The sequence below is a fragment of the Tenacibaculum adriaticum genome, assembly GCF_008124875.1.
Taxonomy (GTDB): Bacteria; Bacteroidota; Bacteroidia; order Flavobacteriales; family Flavobacteriaceae; genus Polaribacter; species Polaribacter adriaticus.
On record NZ_VNIA01000003.1, the window covers coordinates 203,030 to 225,061 of the forward strand.

Annotated in this window: 21 protein-coding genes; 12 read left to right on the top strand and 9 right to left on the bottom strand. The window is 32.9% G+C overall.

Annotated features, from left to right (window positions below; all coding sequences use genetic code 11):
• Positions 1-2 precede the first annotated feature (2 nt).
• The 9 genes from rlmB to C7447_RS09955 all read right to left on the bottom strand — a co-directional run bounded on the left by rlmB (position 3) and on the right by C7447_RS09955 (position 14,038).
• Positions 3-740: a 23S rRNA (guanosine(2251)-2'-O)-methyltransferase RlmB gene (gene rlmB / locus C7447_RS09910; RefSeq protein WP_148870361.1), complete on the bottom strand. Its 738-nt coding sequence runs from the start codon at positions 738-740 to the stop codon at positions 3-5.
• A gap of 86 nt (positions 741-826) precedes the next feature.
• Positions 827-1,699: a hypothetical protein gene (locus C7447_RS09915; RefSeq protein ID WP_148870362.1), complete on the bottom strand. Its 873-nt coding sequence runs from the start codon at positions 1,697-1,699 to the stop codon at positions 827-829.
• 22 nt (positions 1,700-1,721) lie between these two features.
• On the bottom strand, positions 1,722-2,564 hold the full coding sequence (locus C7447_RS09920) for a hypothetical protein (RefSeq protein WP_148870363.1): 843 nt from the start codon (positions 2,562-2,564) through the stop codon (positions 1,722-1,724).
• A 12-nt stretch (positions 2,565-2,576) separates the two neighbouring features.
• Positions 2,577-3,992 carry a SusD/RagB family nutrient-binding outer membrane lipoprotein gene (locus tag C7447_RS09925; protein WP_148870364.1) on the bottom strand — a complete coding sequence of 472 codons (1,416 nt, stop codon included), beginning with the start codon at positions 3,990-3,992 and terminating at the stop codon, positions 2,577-2,579.
• A gap of 11 nt (positions 3,993-4,003) precedes the next feature.
• Positions 4,004-7,180, bottom strand: a complete 3,177-nt coding sequence (locus C7447_RS09930; protein WP_148870365.1) for a SusC/RagA family TonB-linked outer membrane protein — start codon at positions 7,178-7,180, stop codon at positions 4,004-4,006.
• Positions 7,181-7,946: 766 nt separating this feature from the next.
• Positions 7,947-9,383 (bottom strand): tetratricopeptide repeat protein, encoded by a 1,437-nt coding sequence (locus C7447_RS09935; protein WP_148870366.1) that lies wholly within the window; start codon positions 9,381-9,383, stop codon positions 7,947-7,949.
• Positions 9,384-9,400: 17 nt separating this feature from the next.
• Complete coding sequence (locus C7447_RS09940; RefSeq protein ID WP_148870367.1) at positions 9,401-11,323, bottom strand: TonB-dependent receptor domain-containing protein; 1,923 nt, start codon at positions 11,321-11,323, stop codon at positions 9,401-9,403.
• A gap of 267 nt (positions 11,324-11,590) precedes the next feature.
• A complete protein-coding gene (locus tag C7447_RS09950; RefSeq protein ID WP_148870368.1) occupies positions 11,591-12,241 on the bottom strand; it encodes a carboxypeptidase-like regulatory domain-containing protein in 651 nt (216 codons plus the stop codon).
• Between the two features lie 123 nt (positions 12,242-12,364).
• Positions 12,365-14,038: a BamA/TamA family outer membrane protein gene (locus tag C7447_RS09955; RefSeq protein ID WP_148870369.1), complete on the bottom strand. Its 1,674-nt coding sequence runs from the start codon at positions 14,036-14,038 to the stop codon at positions 12,365-12,367.
• A gap of 177 nt (positions 14,039-14,215) precedes the next feature.
• Between C7447_RS09955 and rpsL the strand changes: the two genes are divergently transcribed.
• The 12 genes from rpsL to rplP all read left to right on the top strand — a co-directional run bounded on the left by rpsL (position 14,216) and on the right by rplP (position 22,029).
• Positions 14,216-14,590, top strand: a complete 375-nt coding sequence (gene rpsL / locus C7447_RS09960) for a 30S ribosomal protein S12 (RefSeq protein ID WP_018943587.1) — start codon at positions 14,216-14,218, stop codon at positions 14,588-14,590.
• Positions 14,591-14,622: 32 nt separating this feature from the next.
• The gene (gene rpsG, locus C7447_RS09965) at positions 14,623-15,099 is read left to right on the top strand and encodes a 30S ribosomal protein S7 (protein WP_148870370.1); all 477 of its coding nucleotides are present in this window, start codon (positions 14,623-14,625) and stop codon (positions 15,097-15,099) included.
• 3 nt (positions 15,100-15,102) lie between these two features.
• Positions 15,103-17,220, top strand: coding sequence for an elongation factor G (gene fusA / locus C7447_RS09970; protein WP_148870371.1), 2,118 nt, complete (start codon positions 15,103-15,105; stop codon positions 17,218-17,220).
• Positions 17,221-17,225: 5 nt separating this feature from the next.
• Positions 17,226-17,531 carry a 30S ribosomal protein S10 gene (gene rpsJ, locus C7447_RS09975; RefSeq protein WP_148870372.1) on the top strand — a complete coding sequence of 102 codons (306 nt, stop codon included), beginning with the start codon at positions 17,226-17,228 and terminating at the stop codon, positions 17,529-17,531.
• A 239-nt stretch (positions 17,532-17,770) separates the two neighbouring features.
• Entirely contained in the window at positions 17,771-18,388 is a 618-nt protein-coding gene (gene rplC / locus C7447_RS09980) for a 50S ribosomal protein L3 (RefSeq protein WP_148870373.1), read from the top strand.
• The gene (rplD, locus tag C7447_RS09985; RefSeq protein ID WP_148870374.1) at positions 18,388-19,017 is read left to right on the top strand and encodes a 50S ribosomal protein L4; all 630 of its coding nucleotides are present in this window, start codon (positions 18,388-18,390) and stop codon (positions 19,015-19,017) included. Before rplC ends, rplD begins: the two co-directional genes overlap by 1 nt.
• A gap of 8 nt (positions 19,018-19,025) precedes the next feature.
• The gene (gene rplW / locus C7447_RS09990) at positions 19,026-19,313 is read left to right on the top strand and encodes a 50S ribosomal protein L23 (protein WP_148870375.1); all 288 of its coding nucleotides are present in this window, start codon (positions 19,026-19,028) and stop codon (positions 19,311-19,313) included.
• Between the two features lie 13 nt (positions 19,314-19,326).
• On the top strand, positions 19,327-20,151 hold the full coding sequence (gene rplB / locus C7447_RS09995; RefSeq protein WP_148870376.1) for a 50S ribosomal protein L2: 825 nt from the start codon (positions 19,327-19,329) through the stop codon (positions 20,149-20,151).
• Positions 20,152-20,157: 6 nt separating this feature from the next.
• Complete coding sequence (rpsS, locus tag C7447_RS10000) at positions 20,158-20,436, top strand: 30S ribosomal protein S19 (protein ID WP_148870377.1); 279 nt, start codon at positions 20,158-20,160, stop codon at positions 20,434-20,436.
• A 6-nt stretch (positions 20,437-20,442) separates the two neighbouring features.
• A complete protein-coding gene (gene rplV / locus C7447_RS10005) occupies positions 20,443-20,847 on the top strand; it encodes a 50S ribosomal protein L22 (RefSeq protein ID WP_148870378.1) in 405 nt (134 codons plus the stop codon).
• Positions 20,848-20,858: 11 nt separating this feature from the next.
• Complete coding sequence (gene rpsC / locus C7447_RS10010; protein WP_148870379.1) at positions 20,859-21,578, top strand: 30S ribosomal protein S3; 720 nt, start codon at positions 20,859-20,861, stop codon at positions 21,576-21,578.
• A gap of 19 nt (positions 21,579-21,597) precedes the next feature.
• On the top strand, positions 21,598-22,029 hold the full coding sequence (gene rplP / locus C7447_RS10015) for a 50S ribosomal protein L16 (RefSeq protein WP_148870380.1): 432 nt from the start codon (positions 21,598-21,600) through the stop codon (positions 22,027-22,029).
• Positions 22,030-22,032: the final 3 nt, after the last annotated feature.

Sequence of the window (22,032 nt, forward strand, 5' to 3'; positions counted from 1 at the left end):
TTTTATAGCCTTTGTCTTACAGCTTCGTATAAAAAGGCACCACAAGCAACAGAAACGTTTAATGATCCTATCTCTCCTAACATGGGTAGTTTTGCTTTGTAATCCATCATTTTTAAAACGGAAGTACTAACACCTTTGTCTTCAGAACCCATTACGATTGCCATAGGTTGATTAAAATCAATGTCATACACAGAGTCTTCTGTTTTTTCAGTAGCCGCTACTAATTTTATATCAGCAGCTTTTAATTGAAAAATAGCATCTTTAATATGATCTACTTTACAAATAGGAACTTTAAAAGCAGCTCCAGCAGATGTTTTTATAGTTTCTGCATTTACGGGTGCACTTCCACTTTTTTGAATGATAATTCCATTAACACCAGTACATTCAGCAGTCCTTATAATTGCGCCAAAATTTCTTACATCCGATAATTGATCGAGTAGGAGGAATAGAGGGGTTTTATCAGAAGCTAAAGTTTCTTCAATTAAACTATCTAAATCGGCAAACTCAATAGGAGAAATTTTAGCGACCGCTCCTTGATGATTGTTATGTTTTGATAAACGATCTAACTTTTCTGTAGGAACAACACTTGTAGAAATTTTATTCTTTTTGATGAGTTTTTCTAATTCAAAAAATAAATCTCCACGCAGTCCCTTTTGGAAATATACTTTGTTAATTGTAGATCCACTTTCTACAGCTTCAATAATGGCTCTAATACCAAAAATAGTTGTGTCTTTTTCCATGCTGTAAATGTAGTTATATTGTATGAATAAAAAACCACCTCAATTGAGGTGGTTTTATATTTTAAATTTATTATTAATAAATAAACTTATAGAGGATTAACAGTATATACATAACCGTTTACAACCTCTATCTCAGCAGCAATTATAGTTGTAGGAGCTGTGTCTGTAGTAAAACCTGAATAAACAAAACTTGTAGCTTCAATATTGTACTCTTGAGAGTATGTTATTGTTACAGGTACAGGACCATTAGCATTTAGATCAACAAAAGGGTTTTCATACAAATCTAAAGCAAGTAAGTATTTACCATCTGCTAAACCAGAAATAGTACCACTTTCAGGACAAGAGGCGGTTGCAGCAGTATAATCAACTAAACCACCAGTTTCTGTCAATAAAACAACATCAATATCAATATCACATAAATCAATTGTTACTTGACCTACACTAGCAGTATATGTAAATTCTCCAGACCAATCTGCTGTAACTTCTAAAACATCATTAATATAGTCATCAGACATTGAAATCTTTAAAGTTTCACTTCCTTTAAAGTTTTGCTCATTGGCTCCAATAGACAATGTTAATGTTTCATTAGGTTCTGCATTTCCTGTTTTATAAACAGTAACCGTACCACTACCAGATGTAGATCCAGCAGGTATTAAAATATAACCACTTGTTTCAAAATCAGAATGCTCTACAGATGTTCCACCAATTTGTTTTATGTCAAGTACTAAATCTGCTTGAACAGCTTCAGTAATTGAAGCTTCTATTGTATAAGTAAGACCATCATCTTCTGGGATGTCATTTTCTGATGTAGTTATATCAAACCCATTAGCTGAAGTAATCGTAACAGTAGGAGCTACATATTCTAATGTACTAGCACCAGTGTATTTATCGTCATCACAAGCTACCATTAATGCTAAGGCACCAATAGCAAAAGTTGCTTTTAAAAATTTATATTTCATGTTCTTTTCTATTTATAAATTATTATTGTCTTGTATACGTTGAAGTCCAAGAACCATCACGACTAGCCGACCAAGTTTGCGTATGTTCCATAGTTAGAACACCTGTTGCTTGATCCCAAGTACCTCCTTGTATATCTCCAATATCATAAGAGCCACCATTAGATCCATAATCTAAATCACCAGTTGGTTGAATTTTACCACAAACAACAGTTATGTTGGCTGAATTCAATAAACTAGTATTTCCTGTACATTGGTGTAACCAACCTCCATCACCACTTCCAATATGCCAAGTTCCGTCAGCATTTTTAGAAATTGTAGTTGTAAAAGAAGGGTTACATGAGCTGTTAGTAACTAAATATGTTCCTGTTAAATCTGCAGAACAGTTTATAGTTACATTAAAAGTACCTTCTGTACTCGCAGCATAAAAAACACCATCAGGAGTTGTCATTTTAGTTTTAAATGTAATAACGTCACCAATTCTAAGGTTAGCTTCTTCTAATCCTAGATCATCTATATAATCTGCAAGAGTTGTGTAACTTATATTTATAGGAAGTGTTGCAGAAGAAGCAACTACAACTTCACTACCTCCATTATAAGTTTTTACAACCTCATAATTACTTACATTATCACCCCCTGTTGCTAAATCAACGGTAAGGTTTAATTCTGTATCAGAAAAGATAACTTGTGAATTCTCTAAATCATCAGAATCAACTGCTGATCCTAAAAGTTTACCTTCAGAAGAATCTGCTATAGTTACTATAGCTCCGTGTCCGATAGTACCTACAGTACCATTCTCTTCACTATCACATGAATAAAGTAAGGTTACTGCAGTTAATATGTATAATAAATTTTTTATTTTTTTCATGATTTAAATTATTTATCTAATAGATGTTGTTAATAAATCAGCTCCTTGAGCGGCAACAGCTTCGTTGTAGTTTGTAGCATTTAATGATTCCTCATCTGTTGGATAAAGAAATCTAGAAGGCACTTCATCTATAACACCATTAATTGCTGGTGTAAGAGCAGGAACTCCAGTTCTTCTCCATTCAGCCCAACCTTCTAAAGGTTGCATAAATAGAGCAATGTATTCTTGCTGAGCAATTTGTTTTAAACCATCAGTACCACCTGAATAAGAGGTAGGGTATAAACCAATAGAAAGACCATTACTTGCAAATGAAGAAACAATACCATTTTTATAATGCTCTGCAGCAGAAGTATTAATCCATCCTTTTTCAGCCGCTTCTGCTAATAAAAATTGTAACTGAGAATAAGTCATAAAGTAAGCATAAGCTTCAGCTTTTACATATTCAGTTCCAATTTGAGAAGCTTCTAGAGGAAAGTCAACACCAGGCTCATTTAATCCTGGAGGTAAACCTACATATTCTCCATCTCCATTTTTCTTAGCATAAACCTCTAATCGTTTATCATAAAAACCTAAATCTGTACCATCAAGCATGTGTACAAGTTTTTCTCCAACAGCCCATTCTCCTTCTCTAGAAAGTTCAACTATACCTTCAAAATAAGGGTTAGCATTAGGTGTAGAAGATAAATATTTAAGCTTAGCTTCATCAGAATTTGAAGCAAATACATTATTTAATAAAGATGGTAATAAATCAGTATGATCAAAATCTGGTAATCCTTGTCCTCTAACTATAACTCTAACTAATAAAGAGTTAGCGAATTGCTTCCATTTAGATAAATCACCACCATATATAAAGTCTTGAGAAGCTTCAATACTACCATTAACATTAATCATATCACTGGCTTCAGTTAATTCTTTAACTAACTCATTATAAATAGTTGAAGGAGAATCGTATTTTGGATAAAAACTACCGTTTTTACCTTTAATAGCTTCTGTATAAGGAGCATATCCCCAAGCGTCAGTTATTGCTTGGAAATTATGAGCTTTCAAAATTTTACAAACAGCAACTAAGTTAGTATTCCCTTCTACAATTGCTAAATCTTGCATATCATCAATTTTATTAATATTTAAATAAAATGCGTTCCATAAAGAACCGATACTAGATCTAGATACATCATACTTATCACCATCATTGTATTGAGGTTTAGATAAGTGTTGTGTCCAATTTCCTGCATAACCACCAGCAATCCCTACATTGTTAATAAGGTTTGCATTTGTTCTCAAAATCCCCCCTAAAAAGAAATCAGCAGGTGCTTCTGTAGGAGCACTAGGATTTGTGTTAGTTTCTTCAAAATCTCCATCGCAACTAGTACACATCAAAGAGATGAATATGCTGAAAGCGATAAGTTTTATTTGTTTTATTTTTTTCATTTTCTATTCTTTTAAAATTTAACATTTAAATTTAAACTAATACTTCTTGTAGGTGGAATTTGAGAATATTCAAGACCTTGTGTTCCAATACTGTTACCAAAAGAAGTTTCAGGGTCAATATGAGGTACTTTTTTATATAAAATAGCTACATTTCTAATAGATGCACCAATTGAGATTGCATCTACTCCTGTATTTTCTATAAGGCTACTTTTAAAAGCATAGCTTAATGAAAGTTCTCTCCACTTAATAAAAGAAGCATCATATATACCAGCTTCACCAATAGCTTGGCTGTATGTTGATGAATTGAAATCTTTTGCAGTTACTAAAATATTGTTTGGAACATAAGTATTAGTGGTAGGATCTAACATAACTCCATCACCAACTATACCTGTTTCACGACCTTCTAAAGTTTCTTTTAATACACCTGTTAATCTACCCCATGTATTTGTTTGTGAATAAATTTCACCTCCTTTTTTACCATCAAAAAGTGTTGATAAAGAAAAACCTTTGTATGAAGCATTAAAAGAGATACCTGCTGTCCAATCTGCAGTAGAATTACCTAATACAGCATTACCTCCTTGGGTAGGTTTACCGTCTTTAAAAATAATATTTCCTTCATCATCTCTGGCAAAAGTAGTACCATATAAAACACCTACAGGTTGTCCTTCTCTAGCTTGTGTACTAACATTCCAATAAGTAGCATAGTTAAGAACACCGTTATTAGTTGTAGGATCATCATCAATGTTATTAACTTCATTATCATTTTGACCAAAATTAATAGTAGTAGAAAGTTTAAAACCATCGTCTACATTATCAAATATTTTAGCACCTAAAGTTAATTCAATCCCTTTATTTGTAATAGTTGCTGCGTTATCCCAAACACTAGAATAACCAGAAGAGTTAGGTAGGTTCTTTTGTAGAATAACGTCCTCTGTTTTCTTGTCGTAATAAGTAAATCCTAAGTTAACTCTATTTCTGAATAAACGAGTATCTAAACCAAATTCAACCTCTTTTGTATCTTGATTTTTAATATTTGGATTCCAAAGGGTAGATTGTATTTGTAATATTGGAGTAGTACCCCAAGATTCTGGACTATACTCATAAGAAGGTGTAATTGAGTATGGAGATAAAGGTCCTGCATCCCCTACTTTAGACCATCCTCCTCTTAATTTTAAATAAGAAAAAGTTTCACCCATATCTACCATGTCTGATATAATTGCACTCAAAGATACAGCAGGATAGAAAAAGTTATTATTATCTACAGGTAATACACTAGCCCAGTCATTACGTCCTGAAAATTCTAAAAATAAATAATCTTTATAACTTAATGACCCAAAACCGAATAAACTGTTAATTTCTCTTTTACTAATATACTCGCTTACTACTGGAGTAACACCATCTTTTGCGTTAGCAAGAGTATATAAATCTGACAATTGTAAACCGCTAATACCTCTGTATGAGTATTCATAATCATTTGACATACTATTACCACCAAAATTAAGAGATAAATTTAAATCTTCATTAATATCAGTATTATATGATAAAAGTAATTCTGTGTTTATTTCTGTTCTATTTCTAATGATTTCTCTATAATAACCATCAGGATTACCAGAAGTTCCTTTAGCAGCTCTTCTTGTTTGTTTATCTCTAAAAGTATCAATACCAGTTCTTAAAGCTAATTTAAATTCATCAGATATTTGATATCCAATATTAAAGTTACCGAAAAATCTAGTCTTATCTTGAGTGTTTGTGTTGTTATCTAACATCCAATAAGGATTGTTATTGTATGCTTGATTCCAGTTAACAGGAGTACCTGCATTATTTCCAGTTTCAACTAAAGGTAAGTTTTGGTAATCTTTTAAATCAGCCCAATTTACTTGTCTTCCTCCCCAAACTAATTGAGAGATAACGTTATTATTATCAGCTGTATCATAACCAGTAGAAGGAGAGTTGTCACTTTCTGTTACGACATAGTTAGCAGAGAAACCTGCATCCCATTTTTCAGATAATTGAAAATTCACATTACCACCGAAATTCTTTTTATTTAAGTCAGTATTATGTAAAATTCCTTTATCATCCATTTGACCAATTGATAAACGATATGTTGCTTTGTCTGTACCTCCAGATAAAGAGATGTTATTAACAGTTGTTATACCTGTATTATAAAAATCTTTAACAGCATCTGGTGCAGAAACCCAAGGTTTTGGTTGCCCATCAAAAGAATCCCATTGAACAAACTCTAATCCAACGTCTAATGGTGGTCCCCAACTTTCATCTAAACCACCTAAACCTGTAGTCAAAGCGTTAGAATTACCGTAACCATCAACATATTTAAATAAATATGGGTTGTTTCCTTGACCGTATGAATTTTGATAATCAGGGAAAATGTATGCATTGTTAAAAGAAACAGTTGAATTTATTGATATTCCTAATTTTTCAGATGTTGTTCCTTTTTTAGTTGTTATAACAATAACCCCATTAGCTCCTCGCATTCCATATAAAGCAGTTGCTGCTCCACCTTTTAAAACGTTCATGCTCTCAATATCCTCTTGGTTTACATCAGCCATACCATTTTGGGTATCTACACCAGAGCTAGTTCCGTTAGAGCTACGACCATAAGAATTGTTATCTATAGGCACACCGTCAACTACAATTAAAGGTTGATCATTACCACTTAAAGTTGAAACACCTCTAATTGTTATTCTACTTGAAGAGTTAACAGAACCACCAGTACTAGTAACATTAATACCTGCTACTTTACCTGATAAAGCGTTTACAATGTTTGTTGTCTTAACTTCTGTTAAATCTTTAGCTTTAACAACTTGTGCTGCATAACCAATAGATTTTTCAGATTTCTTAATACCTAAAGCAGTAACAATAACTTCATCTAAAACATTATCACCAGTCATTTCAACATTAATTCTGTTAGAAGTACCAACAGTTTTTTCAACAGATTTCATTCCTACAAAACTAAAAACTAACACGTCTCCTGTTTTAGCATTTATAGAATAATTCCCATCAAAATCGGTTTCGGTACCACTTGCTGTACCTTTTTTTAGAATACTAACCCCAGGTAACGGTCCGGTTTCATCAGAAACAGTACCTGAAATTGTCTTGTCTTGTGCAAATGATATTTGCACAACCAACGCTAACAAGAGCGTTAAAATCCCATTAAACTTTGTTTTCATTGTGTAATTATTTGAATTAATTAAGCGCTAAAATCTTAATTTTATCTTAAATAAACAATTTTTTAACACAAAATATTAATGTTATTTATGGTAAGAAGGCAATCTTCTTTATTATTTATAGTTTTATTGATATTAATATTTAATTTGTTTTAAATAATAAGGCTTTTACTTGAAAAAAAAAGACCAATATATCATTATGATTGGTAGTGTTTCTAGTTGTTTACTTGTCTTAGTTTATGATCAAGTTATTATAAATTTTCACTTTTTTATATAAAAGAAAGTTGAAACGTATTTTTAGTTTTATAGCTAAGTGTTTTGTTTGTGTCTAGTTAGTGAAATGAGCAGGTGGCCCTATATGGGTAAGTAAATGAGAAAAGAGTTTAGGTATTAGATTTTTAATTTAACTCAGGAAATATGGTATTGTAAAACAAATAGAAAAAAATAAAGACATATGTGTTGTTATTGTTTTAAAGATTGTTTGTGATAAGTGAATAAAATGTTTTTAAATGTAAATAAATATCAAAAATTAAGTCTTTTGTGATGTCTTATAGTAGAATTATATAAAATAAGATACATAGTCTAATTAATTATCAAAGTTTTTTTTGGGGATATGAGTGATAAAGTAGGTGTTTTTAATAGTGTTTCAAAGAATAATTTTATTTGCAAATTAAAAAAGTAGTTAACTTTTTAATGCAATAAAAAACCAGAATAAATTAATATTCTGGTTTAATTTATTTAAAACTATTACCTGTTTTAAAAGATATGTTTAATTAAAGGGTAAAACTAGATTTGAAGTTTTGTTTTGAACTAGAATTTTATTAAGATTATGTTTTATTATTACTGTACCTGTGCCAGCATCATATGTAAAGTCGTCTAATTCTGCCTTGATTGAATCTATAAAAGGGGGTATTACTCTTGTTAGACCAGGGTTGTTTTCGTCAATGTTTGGATTTAATAATAATTCAGTTTCATGGATTACATATTTAATACCTAAGTCTATAACTCTTCTGCCCTCAGCTATAAAAACTTCTTGTCTAACTAAAAATAAAAGTTCTAAAGCTTCATCAATAGAAGCTAAGGCGTCTATATCTACATCTGTAACAGAAGTTCCAGAAACAACAGGTACAGTCACAGTAGTGCTTCTATCAATAACAAGTCCAGTTTTAAAGTCAATATCACCCTCATATTTTACAACTATGGATGAGTTATCTGGTCTAGATCCAGGATGGTCTTGATCTCTACCTTCAACAGTATCATCAATAGTTCTAGTATCTCTCGAATTTATTAATGTTAGCAAATTTTTTAATGTAGTTTGAGCTGCAGGTAAATCATTATCTGAAAGTTGAGCTTCGGCAATTATTAAATGTGCTTCTTCAGCCTTTAAAAAATATAAAGGTTGATCAATATCATTTGATAAAAATGAATATTTAGGGTCTAAAAAATCTAACGAAGGTAAAGGTTGAAGATCGTCAAAAGTACCTCTGCCATATAAAGCAGCTTCCATGGTATTAGATGGGCCATTGGATTGGTCGTAAGCAACTTCCATTAATAAGGTTGCGTCTAAATTTAAAGCATCTTGTGCAGCTGTTACAGCTTCTGCTTTATTACCTAAAGAATAATTAGCTCTTGCTATAGCCATGTGATAAGAAGCAGAATTTGATAATGATAAAGCTGTGTTAAAGCTTTCTATAGCCAGATTTAAGTTTTCTTCAGAAGATAAAGGAACGCCATTTGCTTCCGCTGGTAAAAAACTAAAGTATTCTCCAGCAAGTAAATGAGATATACCTTTATAAAAGTTAAATTCTGCTAATGTATTATTAGAAGAGTTAATATCATTGGGAGCGACTCTATTTAGTCCAAATAAGGCCATTTCTCTTAATTTAGCTATGTCAAAATGTAACTGAGACATATCGGCATCTTGAAAATCAATATTAAGATTATCTAATAATTGATTGTAGAAAGTTTGAGTATTTTCATAATTGTCTGATGCTATTTCAGATATAGTAACATATTCATTACTTAATTCAGCCATTTGTCTTTCAACTCCATATAACCAAGATTGAGCAGAGTTAGGTTGACCGATAATACTAGATTCAGAAAGTTCGGGGTTTGTAACTTCTGTAAAATCGACTAATTCTTTTTCACAAGAAGAAAGGTTAATTCCCAGAAATATCACGAATATTATATGTATACGTTTTTTCATCATTTTCTCTTTTATTATTATAATTTAAACTTTAAAGACATGGTGTAGATTCTAGGAGCAGATTCTGTTCCAAATCCAAAACCTCCACCCGCAAATCCATTTTGTCTTGCTGTACCAGCACCAGTAGCTTCAGGATCAAAAGATGTATCAGAGAAATTAAATGGGTTTGATACATTGAACCCTAATGTAAAACTTTCTACTTGCTTTACAAATTTACCAAAGTTATATGAAGCACCAATGTTTCTTATTTTAACAAAATCAGTATCTTCTACCCAATAGCTAGCTAAATCAAAAAAGGTTAAGGTAGGGGCACCAGCATTAGCTTGTGCTTCTTGATAATCTAATATTTCTTGAGGGAATCTATCGGCATCACTTACACCACTGAAAAACCTTAAAACATCATCAACTGCTACTCCTTGACCTCCAAGTTGATAATCTCCATTTAAGAAAAAGCTGAGTTTGTTGTTAAATGTATAGTTTAGAGAAAAGTTACCAAAATGGGGAGCAAAAGTCGTTCCTAAGTTTTGATTTCTTTTAATAACAGCTGTTCCATTTTCGATAGTAGTATGAGCACCTCTTAAGTAACCTAAAGGGAAACCTTCTTTTACAAAAGAACCTAAGAAAGTAAATCCACCTACATTAAATTCAGGAGCTCCCCCAGAACTAACCACTTTATTTTCATTCTTGTTATAAGATGCATTAAACTGTAAGTTGTGTTTTTCTGTGTTTACTAATGTTGACTGAAGAGATACTTCAAAACCTTTATTGCTAATTTCACCAATATTCTTTAGTTGAGGATCTAATCCTGATGAATCAGGTTGTGGAGGAGTAAACAAAGCGTCTTCTGTAACTCCATTATAATATGTAAAACCAAATCTAAGACGTTCGTTGAAAAAACCTAAATCAGCACCAAATTCAGTAGTAGTTACAGTTTCTGAAGTTAAATCTCTGTTACCTGGGTTTAAAAATTCAAAAGATTGATTACCTAAATAATTATTTGCTTTAATTGTTAAGTCACCACTAAAAGGTGTGGGGAAGTTTGTTGCTTGTCCCCAATTTCCTCTTAATTTAAAAGAAGAGAATGTACTGCCAAAAGTATTTTTCCAAAAATTTTCTTCAGAAATAATATAAGAGGCACCAAATTTAGGTAAGTATAATAATCCAATATCTTCACCAAAAGCAGTGTTTCCATCTATTCTTAAGCCTAAATCTATATAGAGCTTATCCCAAAAACTTATATTTTCTGAAAAATATAAACCATAATTAGCAAATCCACTTTGATAATCTTCTGCGAAAATATCTGAACCATTGATGGTAATTGCCCCGTCTGTTACTCCAGATCCTACAACAGATTGTTGGAAATCATCATTTCTGAAGAATTGACCTCCAATACTGGAGATAAATGAAAAATCATCACCTATATAAGCTTTATGTTGAGCATTAATTTCTCCTGTCAAAGTAAAAAAATCTCTTGTCGCTCTCTCTATTGAGCCTTGATTTGTTGTGCCATCGGGAACTGCACCCTTTGCAATAAGTAAAGCATTAGTTTGTATATTCTCTTGTCTATTATTTCTTGAATCGAATCCAACTATAGCATTAATCATGAAATTATCAGTAAATTCGTATGTGAATTTATTTGATATTTGGAATCTCTTAACCCTATCGGTTATATCTGTTAACTCACCTTGTTTTTTCAAATTATTTTTCAAATCATTGAACTCTTCATCATTAAGTTGATCAACATCTCCAAAGCTCCCTCCTTCAATGCTTCCGTATCTAGCCAAACTATTATTGGCATTATAATCTCTGGTGTATCCAAAAGATGAAAAAGCCATTGATCCTTGGTAAGTGAATTTATCGGTAATCTTAGCAGTAAATCCAGATCTAATGTTTCTGCGAATTTGCTCGTTTACGTTATTAAAGCTGTTATCATAGTACATTGATCCTGAAAAGTTGTATCTAAATTTATCACTACCACCATTCAATCCAACCCTGTAGTTTTGTAATGTACCATTTCTATATACAAGATCACCTGTTCTTTTAAATCTGTTGAATTGTGTAGTACCACTTATTACACCTGTTTCAGATTCTAAACTTATGGTTGTTTTTCCTACTGTTCCCTTCTTAGTGATAATTTGTATAACGCCATTTGCGGCATCAGCTCCATAAAGTGTAGTTGCTGCCCCTCCTTTAACATATTCTATTTTTTAAATTGATTCAAGTGGAATATCTGCTATTGAAGAACTATTAGCCCCTCCCGTAGCAATTCCAAGCTCAGAATTTGAATTTAAATTATCCACTCTAATTCCATCTACTATAATAACAGGAGTTGTATTGCCATTAGCGGTTATTGGCCCTCTTGTTCTTATGATTGAAGATGTACCAGGTTGCCCAGAGCTTAATTTAATTTGAGCTCCTGGTGCACTAGCCTGTAAAAGTTGGTCTAATTGCTTTGTAGGTGTTTTTTCAATATCCTTGCTTGATATTACATCAACCGTAGTGCTTAATCTTTTTCTGCCAATTCCTGCGCCTTGTCCAGTAACTATGATTTCATCAAGAATATTTGTATCTCCTTGGAGAGTAATATTAATAGTATTAGAAGAGCTTATAGCTTTATCAATACTTTTCATGCCTAAAAAACTAAAAACTAAAATATCACCTGTTTTAGCTTTGATGGAGTATTTTCCATCAAAATCAGTCTCAGTACCTAGTGTGGTTCCTTTTTTTAATATACTAACTCCGGGTAGTGGGCCTGTTTCATCAGAAACAATACCTGAAATTATTCTATCTTGTGCAAAAGAGATTTGCACAACCAGCGCTAACAAAAGCGTTAAAATTCCATTAAACTTTGTTTTCATTGTATAGCTGTTTGAGTTAATGATCAGCTAAAATCATAAAATTATATCAAAATAGCAATTTTATTGAGAAAAAAAAGTTAAAAAAGTTAATAAGATGCAAATTATTTAAATAACGAGCTAATATTAGAAATAATTAATAAAAGTAACAGATAGTTTTGAGCTGTTGTAATCAAAGGGTTTATTTGTTTCTTTTCCTATTGAAACATTGAGGTTTATTTGGGAACTGTTGATTCGATAATTGTATCCAACGCCAATTCCTAAAAGAGAAATAGTTTTATTTTTGATATTAACTAAAGAAGCTAAGTCTGTTATACTATATAAATATGATTTTGATAAGGTAAGATATCTGTATTCTATATTAAAAAAAGAAAACTGAGAGGTAAAAATACTTTGTTCATTAAAGCCTCTTATAGAGTTTACTCCACCTATCCTGTATAATTCGTTTTTAAACAGTTTGGTTGAATTTAAGTAGCCTGTTGTATTTTTGATGTAAATCGAGCTTCTTTGGTTAAGACCCCATAAAAAGGAAGTTTCAATGTCAATTTTTAACTGATTTTCGTTTTTACTACTTGATGTTCGTGAACCAATTTTAGGATTTACATAAAAAAAGAACTTCTTATTAAAAAAGAGATCCTTACTCATTGCTTGGTATTTGAAAAGAAAACCAATAAATGAGCTGTTAAGATTGGCTATATCATTATTTAAAGTATCCTTCAAAGTATTGTTTGAAGAATCAAAATCAAAAGTCAAGCCTAAGGAAGTTTTAGGGTTTAAATTGTAGTATGTGTAGTTGTTGAATCTTGTGCTTAAAAAAGTCGAATCTTGTTTGTGTATATTGAATTTAAATCCAGTTGTGATTCCTGAGTTAAAAATATAGGGAACGCTTGCACTAACTTGTAGATCTTGATTATCATTACCATTTGCTTTCCATAGTAATTTAAATTGTTCACCTGTGTGTAATGTATTATTAAGGTTTAGGTTTAAATGACCGTTTAATGAAATTCCTTTCTTTGTTGTGTTGTTTGGATTAAAATTTAAAAGACCATCAAAATTATTTACGCTATTTTTTTTTAGATATAGGTAGAGTATAGTTGAATCTTTGCTGAATAATATTTCTGGTGGTTTTATTTCAGAAACAAATTCTAATGATTTTATGGAAGAAGAGATGTTTTTTAATTTTTGATGATTAAAAACAGTGTTAATGTTGATGTTTAAAAAGTGCCTGATGTGAGATTTTGAAAACTGTTCATATCCTTTGATTATAATCTTGTTGATTTTTCTTTTTTTAGATTGTATGATTGATAGGTCGGCAAATAGTGTTGTTTTTTTTAATTTGATATTAATGAGTTTTACTTCAGAAAAAGATTTCCCAGTTTTTTCTAGTTCGTTAGAAATAGATAAGAGAGTGTTTGAGAGTTTACTTAAGGGTATTGTTATCGTTTTTTTGTTTTTGAAAATTAATGGTTGGTAAAGATTGTTTTTGGGAATTGTGATGGTTGCATGTTTTGTTATTTGACCTAAAGAAAAATAAGCAGTATAATTTGAGTCTTTAATCTGGGTGCTGTCTATTCTGTTTAAAAAGTAGCCTTGGGCTCTAAGTTTTTCAGAAAAAATATTAATTTCTTTTTCTATTGAAGTTTTGTTTGTGTGATTCTTTTTAAAATCAATTTTTTTTAAAACAGAATTTTCTAAACTGTCTTTTGAGGTTAATTTTAGTGTTAATTCCTGTGCAAATGCGTAATTTGAAATTGCAAATAAGAATACTATATAGATATGTAGTTTAAATTTTACTGTCAAGTTGAGTTAGAAATTGCAAATCAAAAGTAATGTAATTCCTTAATATTTTTAGGATGAAAAAATACTTTGTAAAAAATAACTTACTGATATTTGAATAATTGGATATTAATCGTACATTTGCACTCTCTTAAAATGAGAGTAAATTAGTAATACAAACGAAAACAGTAATTAATTAGTATGCCAACTATTCAACAATTAGTTCGTAAAGGAAGAACCAAAATAACTAAGAAGAGTAAATCGGCTGCTTTATCGTCTTGTCCTCAAAGACGTGGAGTTTGTACGCGTGTTTATACTACAACACCAAAGAAACCTAACTCAGCAATGCGTAAAGTGGCGCGTGTTAGATTAACAAATGGTAATGAGATTAACGCGTATATTCCAGGTGAAGGACATAACTTACAAGAGCACTCGATAGTATTAGTTAGAGGTGGAAGGGTAAAAGATTTGCCAGGTGTTAAGTATCACGTTGTACGTGGTGCGTTAGATACTGCAGGTGTTGAGGGAAGAACTCAACGTAGATCTAAGTACGGAGCAAAACGCCCAAAGAAGTAAAATTATTCAATTAACTTTTTTAATGTAAAGACATGAGAAAAAGAAGAGCGAAAAAAAGAGTATTATTACCGGATCCTAGGTTTAACGACCAGTTAGTAACACGTTTTGTGAATAACTTAATGTGGGACGGTAAGAAATCTGTCGCGTTCAAAGTGTTTTACGATGCAATGGATATCGTAAACGAAAAGAAAACTGATGAAGAAAAATCAGCTTTAGAAGTGTGGAAAGATGGTTTGTCAAATGTAATGCCGCATGTAGAGGTTCGTTCTCGTCGTGTAGGTGGTGCTACATTCCAGATTCCAATGCAAATTCGTCCAGACCGTAAAGTGTCTATGGCGATTAAATGGATGGTTTCATATGCGCGTAAGCGTAATGAAAAAACAATGGCACAACGTTTAGCGGCAGAGATTTTAGCTGCTTCAAAAGAAGAAGGAGCTGCTGTTAAGAAAAGAGTTGATACTCATAAGATGGCTGAAGCAAACAAAGCATTCTCACACTTTAGATTCTAAGAAATGGCAAGAGATTTAAAATTCACTAGAAATATTGGTATTGCTGCGCATATTGATGCGGGTAAAACAACAACTACTGAGCGTATCCTTTACTATACAGGTGTGAGTCATAAAATTGGAGAGGTGCACGATGGTGCTGCTACAATGGACTGGATGGAGCAAGAGCAAGAGCGTGGTATCACGATTACTTCTGCTGCAACTACATGTGAGTGGAAATTCCCTATCGAAAATGGGCAGCCAACTCCTGATACTAAAGGGTATCATTTCAATATTATTGATACTCCTGGTCACGTTGACTTTACTGTAGAGGTAAACCGTTCGTTACGTGTGCTTGATGGATTAGTATTCTTGTTTAGTGCTGTTGATGGTGTAGAGCCTCAATCAGAAACTAACTGGAGACTTGCTGATAACTACAAAGTACCACGTATTGGTTTTGTAAATAAAATGGACCGTCAAGGGTCTAACTTTTTGGCTGTTTGTCAACAAGTAAAAGATATGTTGAAGTCTAACGCTGTGCCAATCGTTTTAAATATTGGTGATGAAGCAGATTTTAAAGGGATTGTTGATCTTGTGAAGAATCGAGCTATTGTATGGCATGATGAAACTCAAGGAGCAACTTTCGATGTAGTCGATATTCCTGAAGACATGAAAGAAGAGGCAAGAGAGTATCGTGCAAAATTAATCGAAGAGGTTGCCGCGTACGATGAGAACTTGTTAGAGAAATTTATGGAAGATGAAGATTCTATTACAGAAGAAGAAGTACATGCTGCATTAAGAGCTGCTGTAATGGACATGTCTATTATTCCTATGATCTGTGGATCTGCATTTAAAAACAAAGGAGTTCAATTCTTATTGGATGCTGTTTGTCGTTACTTGCCTTCTCCAACAGATAAAGATGCAATTGTAGGTACTGATCCAGATACAGGAGAAGAAATTTCTCGTAAACCAGATGTAAAGGAGCCGTTTTCGGCATTGGCATTTAAGATTGCTACAGATCCTTTTGTAGGACGTTTAGCATTCTTCCGTGCATATTCAGGACGTTTAGATGCAGGTTCATATATCTTGAATAACCGTTCAGGTAAAAAAGAACGTATTTCTCGTATCTACCAAATGCACTCTAACAAGCAAAATGCAATTGATTATATTGAAGCTGGTGATATTGGAGCAGCTGTAGGATTTAAAGATATCAAGACTGGAGATACTATGTCTGATGAAAAACATCCTATTATTTTGGAATCTATGGATTTTCCAGATCCCGTAATTGGTATCGCTGTTGAGCCAAAAACTAAAGCGGATGTAGATAAATTAGGAATGGCTTTATCTAAATTAGCTGAAGAAGATCCAACATTTACTGTTAAAACTGATGAGGCCTCTGGTCAAACTGTTATTTCAGGAATGGGTGAGTTACACTTAGATATTATTGTAGATCGTTTAAAACGAGAGTTTAAGGTTGAAGTAAACCAAGGAGAGCCACAAGTAGAGTACAAAGAAGCTTTAACGGCTACTGCAGAACATAGAGAGGTTTATAAGAAACAATCTGGTGGACGTGGTAAGTTTGCTGATATTGTATTTACTATGGAGCCTGCAGAAGAAGGTAAAATCGGATTGCAATTTGAATCTATTATTAAAGGTGGTAATGTTCCTAAAGAATTTATCCCTTCAATTGAAAAAGGATTTAAAGAAGCAATGAAAAACGGGCCATTAGCTGGATTCGAAATGGATTCTATGAAGATTACCTTAAAGGATGGGTCTTTCCACCCTGTAGATTCTGATCAGTTATCGTTCGAATTAGCTGCTAAAATGGGTTATAAAGCTGCTGCTAAAGCTGCAAGAGCTGTAATTATGGAGCCTATAATGAAACTTGAGGTAATTACACCTGAAGAAAACATGGGTGATATTGTTGGAGATTTAAATAGAAGAAGAGGACAAGTAAGTGATATGGGAGATAGAGCAGGAGCAAAAACTGTGAAAGCTACTGTGCCATTATCGGAAATGTTTGGTTATGTAACAACATTAAGAACATTGTCTTCAGGTAGAGCAACTTCTACAATGGAATTTTCTCACTATGCAGAAACTCCATCTAATGTATCAGAAGATGTAATTGCTAAAGCTAAAGGTTAATTAAGATGAGTCAAAAAATTAGAATAAAATTAAAATCTTACGATTACAATTTAGTAGATAAATCTGCTGAGAAAATCGTAAAGACTGTAAAGAGTACTGGTGCTGTTGTTAACGGACCAATACCATTACCAACTCACAAAAAGATTTTTACTGTATTACGTTCACCACACGTAAACAAAAAATCAAGAGAACAATTTGAATTATCTGCTTACAAAAGATTATTAGACATTTATAGTTCTTCTTCGAAAACTATTGATGCTTTAATGAAACTTGAGTTGCCAAGCGGTGTTGAAGTTGAGATCAAAGTATAAGTAAAATATCAGCTTTCGGTTTGATTTGTTCAAACCGAAAGTTTTTACTATATTTGCACGCCCAAAAGTATTTGGGCGTTATTTAAAATTTTGAAAAGTTTCAAAATTAACATGTCCGGAGGGTTTCGCGAAGGAAAAATGGTAAAAATATTTCAGGATTAAAGGAAGTATTTTTAATCCTTTTTTTGTGTTAAAATCTAAAAGGGAATAAAAAAGTAAACAATTAATAATTATTTAATATGTCTGGGTTAATAGGAAGAAAAGTAGGAATGACCAGCTTATTCGACGAAAACGGGAAGAATATTCCTTGTACAGTAATCGAAGCAGGTCCTTGCGTTGTTACCCAAGTCAGAACCGAAGAGGTTGACGGCTACAGCGCGTTGCAACTTGGTTTCGATGACAAAAAAGCAAAAAGTTCTAACAAAGCGTTAGACGGTCACTTTAAAAAAGCTGGCACAACTGCTAAAAAGAAAGTCGTAGAATTCCAAGGATTTGAAGGAGAGTACAATTTAGGAGACTCTATTACAGTTGAATGTTTTACCGAAGGTGAATTCGTAGATGTTTCTGGGATTTCTAAAGGTAAAGGATTTCAAGGTGTTGTTAAAAGACACGGTTTTGCTGGTGTAGGTCAAGCTACTCATGGTCAACATAACCGTTTAAGAGCGCCAGGATCTATTGGTGCGGCATCATACCCTGCAAGAGTATTCAAAGGAATGCGTATGGCAGGTCGTATGGGAGGAGATACAGTTAAAGTTCAAAATTTAAGAGTATTAAAAGTAGTTCCAGAAAAGAACCTTTTAGTTGTTAAGGGAGCAATTCCTGGTCACAAAAACTCTTTTATAACTATCGAGAAATAATGAAAGTAGCGGTATTAGATATCACAGGAAAAGATACTGGTAGAAAAGTCGAACTTTCTAACGAAGTATTCGGAGTAGAGCCAAACAATCATGCAATTTATTTAGATGTAAAGCAGTACTTGGCTAATCAAAGACAAGGTACTCATAAATCTAAAGAAAGAGCAGAAATTGCTGGTAGTACAAGAAAGATTAAAAAACAAAAAGGAACAGGTACAGCTCGTGCGGGTAGTATTAAGTCTGGAGTTTTTAGAGGAGGAGGACGTATGTTCGGTCCAAAACCAAGAAATTATTCTTTTAAGTTAAATAAAAACTTAAAGCGTTTAGCGCGTAAGTCAGCTTTAAGTATTCAAGCTAACGATAAAAATATTTTTGTAATTGAAGATTTTAATTTTGAATCTCCAAAAACTAAAAATTTCGTTAATGTATTAAAAGCGTTAGAGTTAGATTCTAAAAAATCATTATTTATATTAGGGGAATCAAGTGCAAATGTTTATTTGTCTTCTCGTAATTTAAAAGGCTCTAAAGTTGTGGACGCTTCAGGATTAAATACTTACAGTGTTTTAAATGCTAATAAAGTTGTGATTTCTGAAAGTTCATTAGAAGGAATTGAATCTAATTTAAGTAAATAGGGAAGAAAATGAGTATTTTAATAAAACCTATTATTACAGAAAAAGCAACAAGTCATAGCGAAAAGTTTAATCGTTATACATTTGTTGTAAACAAGAAGGCTAACAAGCTTGAAATTAAAGATGCTGTAGAGGCAGCTTATGGTGTTACTGTTAAGGCCGTAAGAACTTTAAATCATCCAGCTTTACGTAAAAGTAAGTATACTAAAAAAGGTATGGTTACTGGTTTAACAAGCGGGTATAAGAAAGCAGTTGTTCAGTTAGCTGAAGGAGAAATTGATTTTTATAACAATTTATAAGAAGTAAGACAAAATGTCAGTTAGAAAATTAAAACCAATAACACCAGGTCAGCGTTTTAGAGTTGTGAATGGGTTCGACACCATCACTACTGATAAGCCGGAAAAGTCATTATTGGCACCGATAAAAAGAACTGGAGGTCGAAACAATCAGGGTCGTATGACTACTCGTAACAGAGGTGGAGGTCATAAAAGAAGATATCGTATTATCGATTTTAAAAGAGATAGATATAACGATCCTGCAACAGTAAAAACTATTGAGTACGATCCAAACCGTACTGCATTTATTGCATTAGTTCAATTTGCTGATGGAGAAAAACGTTATGTAATTGCACAAAACGGTTTAAAAGTAGGTCAAACTATCGTTTCAGGTAATGAAGCAACACCAGATGTTGGTAATGCTATGTTGTTAAGCGATATTCCTTTAGGAACTACAATTTCTTGTATAGAGTTACGTCCAGGGCAAGGAGCTGTTATGGCACGTTCTGCTGGTTCATTTGCTCAATTAATGGCAAGAGATGGTAAATATGCAACAGTAAAGTTACCTTCAGGAGAGACAAGATTAATCTTGTTAACATGTATGGCAACTATCGGAGTTGTGTCTAACTCAGATCACCAATTATTAGTATCTGGTAAAGCAGGTAGAAGTAGATGGTTAGGTAGAAGACCAAGAACGAATGCTGTAAGAATGAACCCTGTAGATCACCCAATGGGTGGTGGTGAAGGACGTTCTTCTGGAGGACATCCAAGATCTAGAAATGGTATACCTGCTAAAGGATATAAAACTAGATCTAAGACCAAAGCTAGTAATAAGTATATTATAGAACGTAGAAAGAAATAATAAATCATGGCAAGATCACTAAAAAAAGGACCTTACGTTCACTATAAGTTAGAGAAAAAAGTTTTAGCTAACGTAGAATCAGATAGTAAATCTGTTATCAAAACTTGGTCAAGAGCAAGTATGATAACTCCTGATTTTGTTGGACAAACAATTGCTGTTCACAATGGAAAGCAATTTGTACCAGTATACGTTACAGAAAACATGGTAGGTCATAAATTAGGCGAATTTTCACCAACACGTTCATTCCGTGGACACGCTGGTGCAAAAAATAAAGGAAAAAAATAGTAGGAAATGGGAGTTCGTAAACAAAATATGGCAAAACAGTTAAAGGAAGCTAAAAAGCAACGTGCTTTTGCAAAGCTTACTAACTGTCCTACATCACCAAGAAAAATGCGCTTGGTAGCAGATTTAGTAAGAGGAGTAGAGGTTGAAAAAGCTTTACAAATCTTAAAATTTAGTCCAAAAGAATCATCTAGAAATTTAGAGAAATTGTTATTGTCTGCAATCGCAAACTGGCAAGCTAAAAATGAAGATGCAAGTATTGAAGAGGCTGGATTATTCGTGAAATCAATTTGTGTTGATAGCGCAGGTATGTTAAAAAGATTAAGACCAGCTCCACAAGGGCGTGCTCATAGAATTCGTAAGCGTTCTAATCACGTTACTTTAGAGTTAGGTGCTAAAAATAACAGTAATTAATCAAAGTAGAAATGGGACAAAAAACAAATCCAATAGGAAATCGTTTAGGAATCATCAGAGGATGGGAATCTAACTGGTATGGTGGAAATGACTACGGAGATAAATTAGCTGAAGATGATAAGATAAGAAAGTATGTAAATGCTAGATTATCTAAAGCAAGTGTATCTCGTGTAATTATTGAGCGTACTTTAAAACTTGTAACCGTTACTATCACTACTGCTAGACCTGGTATTATTATCGGTAAAGGTGGACAAGAGGTAGACAAGTTAAAAGAAGAGCTTAAGAAAATTACAGGTAAAGAAGTTCAAATCAATATTTTTGAAATTAAACGTCCTGAGTTAGATGCTACATTAGTTGCAGCTAGTATTGCGCGTCAAATCGAGAATAGAATTTCTTACAAAAGAGCTACAAAAATGGCTATCGCTGCAGCAATGCGTATGAATGCAGAAGGAATTAAAGTTCAAATTTCTGGTCGTTTAAACGGTGCAGAAATGGCACGTTCAGAGCATTATAAAGAAGGAAGAATTCCACTTTCTACTTTTAGAGCAGATATCGATTATGCACTTGTTGAAGCCCATACTACCTACGGAAGATTAGGTATTAAAGTATGGATAATGAAAGGTGAGGTTTATGGTAAACGTGAATTATCTCCATTAGTAGGATTATCTAAGCAAAAAGGTAGTGGTTCTAAAGGTGGAAATTCTAAACGTCAACCTCGCAAAAGAAAATAATTTTTAAAAGAAATTAAAGATGTTACAGCCAAAAAGAGTAAAATACCGTAAGGTACAGAAGGCGAAGGGAAATATGAATGGTATTTCTGGAAGAGGTAACCAACTTTCTAACGGAATGTTTGGAATCAAATCTTTAGACCAGAATTTACTTACCTCTCGTCAAATAGAGGCAGCTCGTATTGCGGCAACTCGTCATATGAAAAGGGAAGGACAGCTTTGGATTAAAATATTTCCAGACAAACCTATTACCAAAAAACCATTAGAAGTACGTATGGGTAAAGGTAAAGGTGCTCCTGATCATTTTGTTGCTGTTATTAAACCAGGTAGAATTTTGTTTGAAGTTGGTGGAGTGCCAATGGAAGTAGCGAAAGAAGCTTTACGTTTAGCAGCACAAAAACTTCCAGTAAAGACGAAGTTTGTTATTGCAAGAGATTTTGATTTTAACGCTTAATTC

Excerpts from the sequence above, each read along its gene's own strand:
- rlmB (WP_148870361.1), bottom strand. The coding sequence starts at position 740 with ATGGAAAAAGACACAACTATTTTTGGTATTAGAGCCATTATTGAAGCT.
- C7447_RS09915 (WP_148870362.1), bottom strand. The coding sequence starts at position 1,699 with ATGAAATATAAATTTTTAAAAGCAACTTTTGCTATTGGTGCCTTAGCA.
- C7447_RS09920 (WP_148870363.1), bottom strand. The coding sequence starts at position 2,564 with ATGAAAAAAATAAAAAATTTATTATACATATTAACTGCAGTAACCTTA.
- C7447_RS09925 (WP_148870364.1), bottom strand. The coding sequence starts at position 3,992 with ATGAAAAAAATAAAACAAATAAAACTTATCGCTTTCAGCATATTCATC.
- C7447_RS09930 (WP_148870365.1), bottom strand. The coding sequence starts at position 7,180 with ATGAAAACAAAGTTTAATGGGATTTTAACGCTCTTGTTAGCGTTGGTT.
- C7447_RS09935 (WP_148870366.1), bottom strand. The coding sequence starts at position 9,383 with ATGAAAAAACGTATACATATAATATTCGTGATATTTCTGGGAATTAAC.
- C7447_RS09940 (WP_148870367.1), bottom strand. The coding sequence starts at position 11,323 with ATGTACTATGATAACAGCTTTAATAACGTAAACGAGCAAATTCGCAGA.
- C7447_RS09950 (WP_148870368.1), bottom strand. The coding sequence starts at position 12,241 with ATGAAAACAAAGTTTAATGGAATTTTAACGCTTTTGTTAGCGCTGGTT.
- rpsL (WP_018943587.1), top strand. The coding sequence starts at position 14,216 with ATGCCAACTATTCAACAATTAGTTCGTAAAGGAAGAACCAAAATAACT.
- rpsG (WP_148870370.1), top strand. The coding sequence starts at position 14,623 with ATGAGAAAAAGAAGAGCGAAAAAAAGAGTATTATTACCGGATCCTAGG.
- fusA (WP_148870371.1), top strand. The coding sequence starts at position 15,103 with ATGGCAAGAGATTTAAAATTCACTAGAAATATTGGTATTGCTGCGCAT.
- rpsJ (WP_148870372.1), top strand. The coding sequence starts at position 17,226 with ATGAGTCAAAAAATTAGAATAAAATTAAAATCTTACGATTACAATTTA.
- rplC (WP_148870373.1), top strand. The coding sequence starts at position 17,771 with ATGTCTGGGTTAATAGGAAGAAAAGTAGGAATGACCAGCTTATTCGAC.
- rplD (WP_148870374.1), top strand. The coding sequence starts at position 18,388 with ATGAAAGTAGCGGTATTAGATATCACAGGAAAAGATACTGGTAGAAAA.
- rplW (WP_148870375.1), top strand. The coding sequence starts at position 19,026 with ATGAGTATTTTAATAAAACCTATTATTACAGAAAAAGCAACAAGTCAT.
- rplB (WP_148870376.1), top strand. The coding sequence starts at position 19,327 with ATGTCAGTTAGAAAATTAAAACCAATAACACCAGGTCAGCGTTTTAGA.
- rpsS (WP_148870377.1), top strand. The coding sequence starts at position 20,158 with ATGGCAAGATCACTAAAAAAAGGACCTTACGTTCACTATAAGTTAGAG.
- rplV (WP_148870378.1), top strand. The coding sequence starts at position 20,443 with ATGGGAGTTCGTAAACAAAATATGGCAAAACAGTTAAAGGAAGCTAAA.
- rpsC (WP_148870379.1), top strand. The coding sequence starts at position 20,859 with ATGGGACAAAAAACAAATCCAATAGGAAATCGTTTAGGAATCATCAGA.
- rplP (WP_148870380.1), top strand. The coding sequence starts at position 21,598 with ATGTTACAGCCAAAAAGAGTAAAATACCGTAAGGTACAGAAGGCGAAG.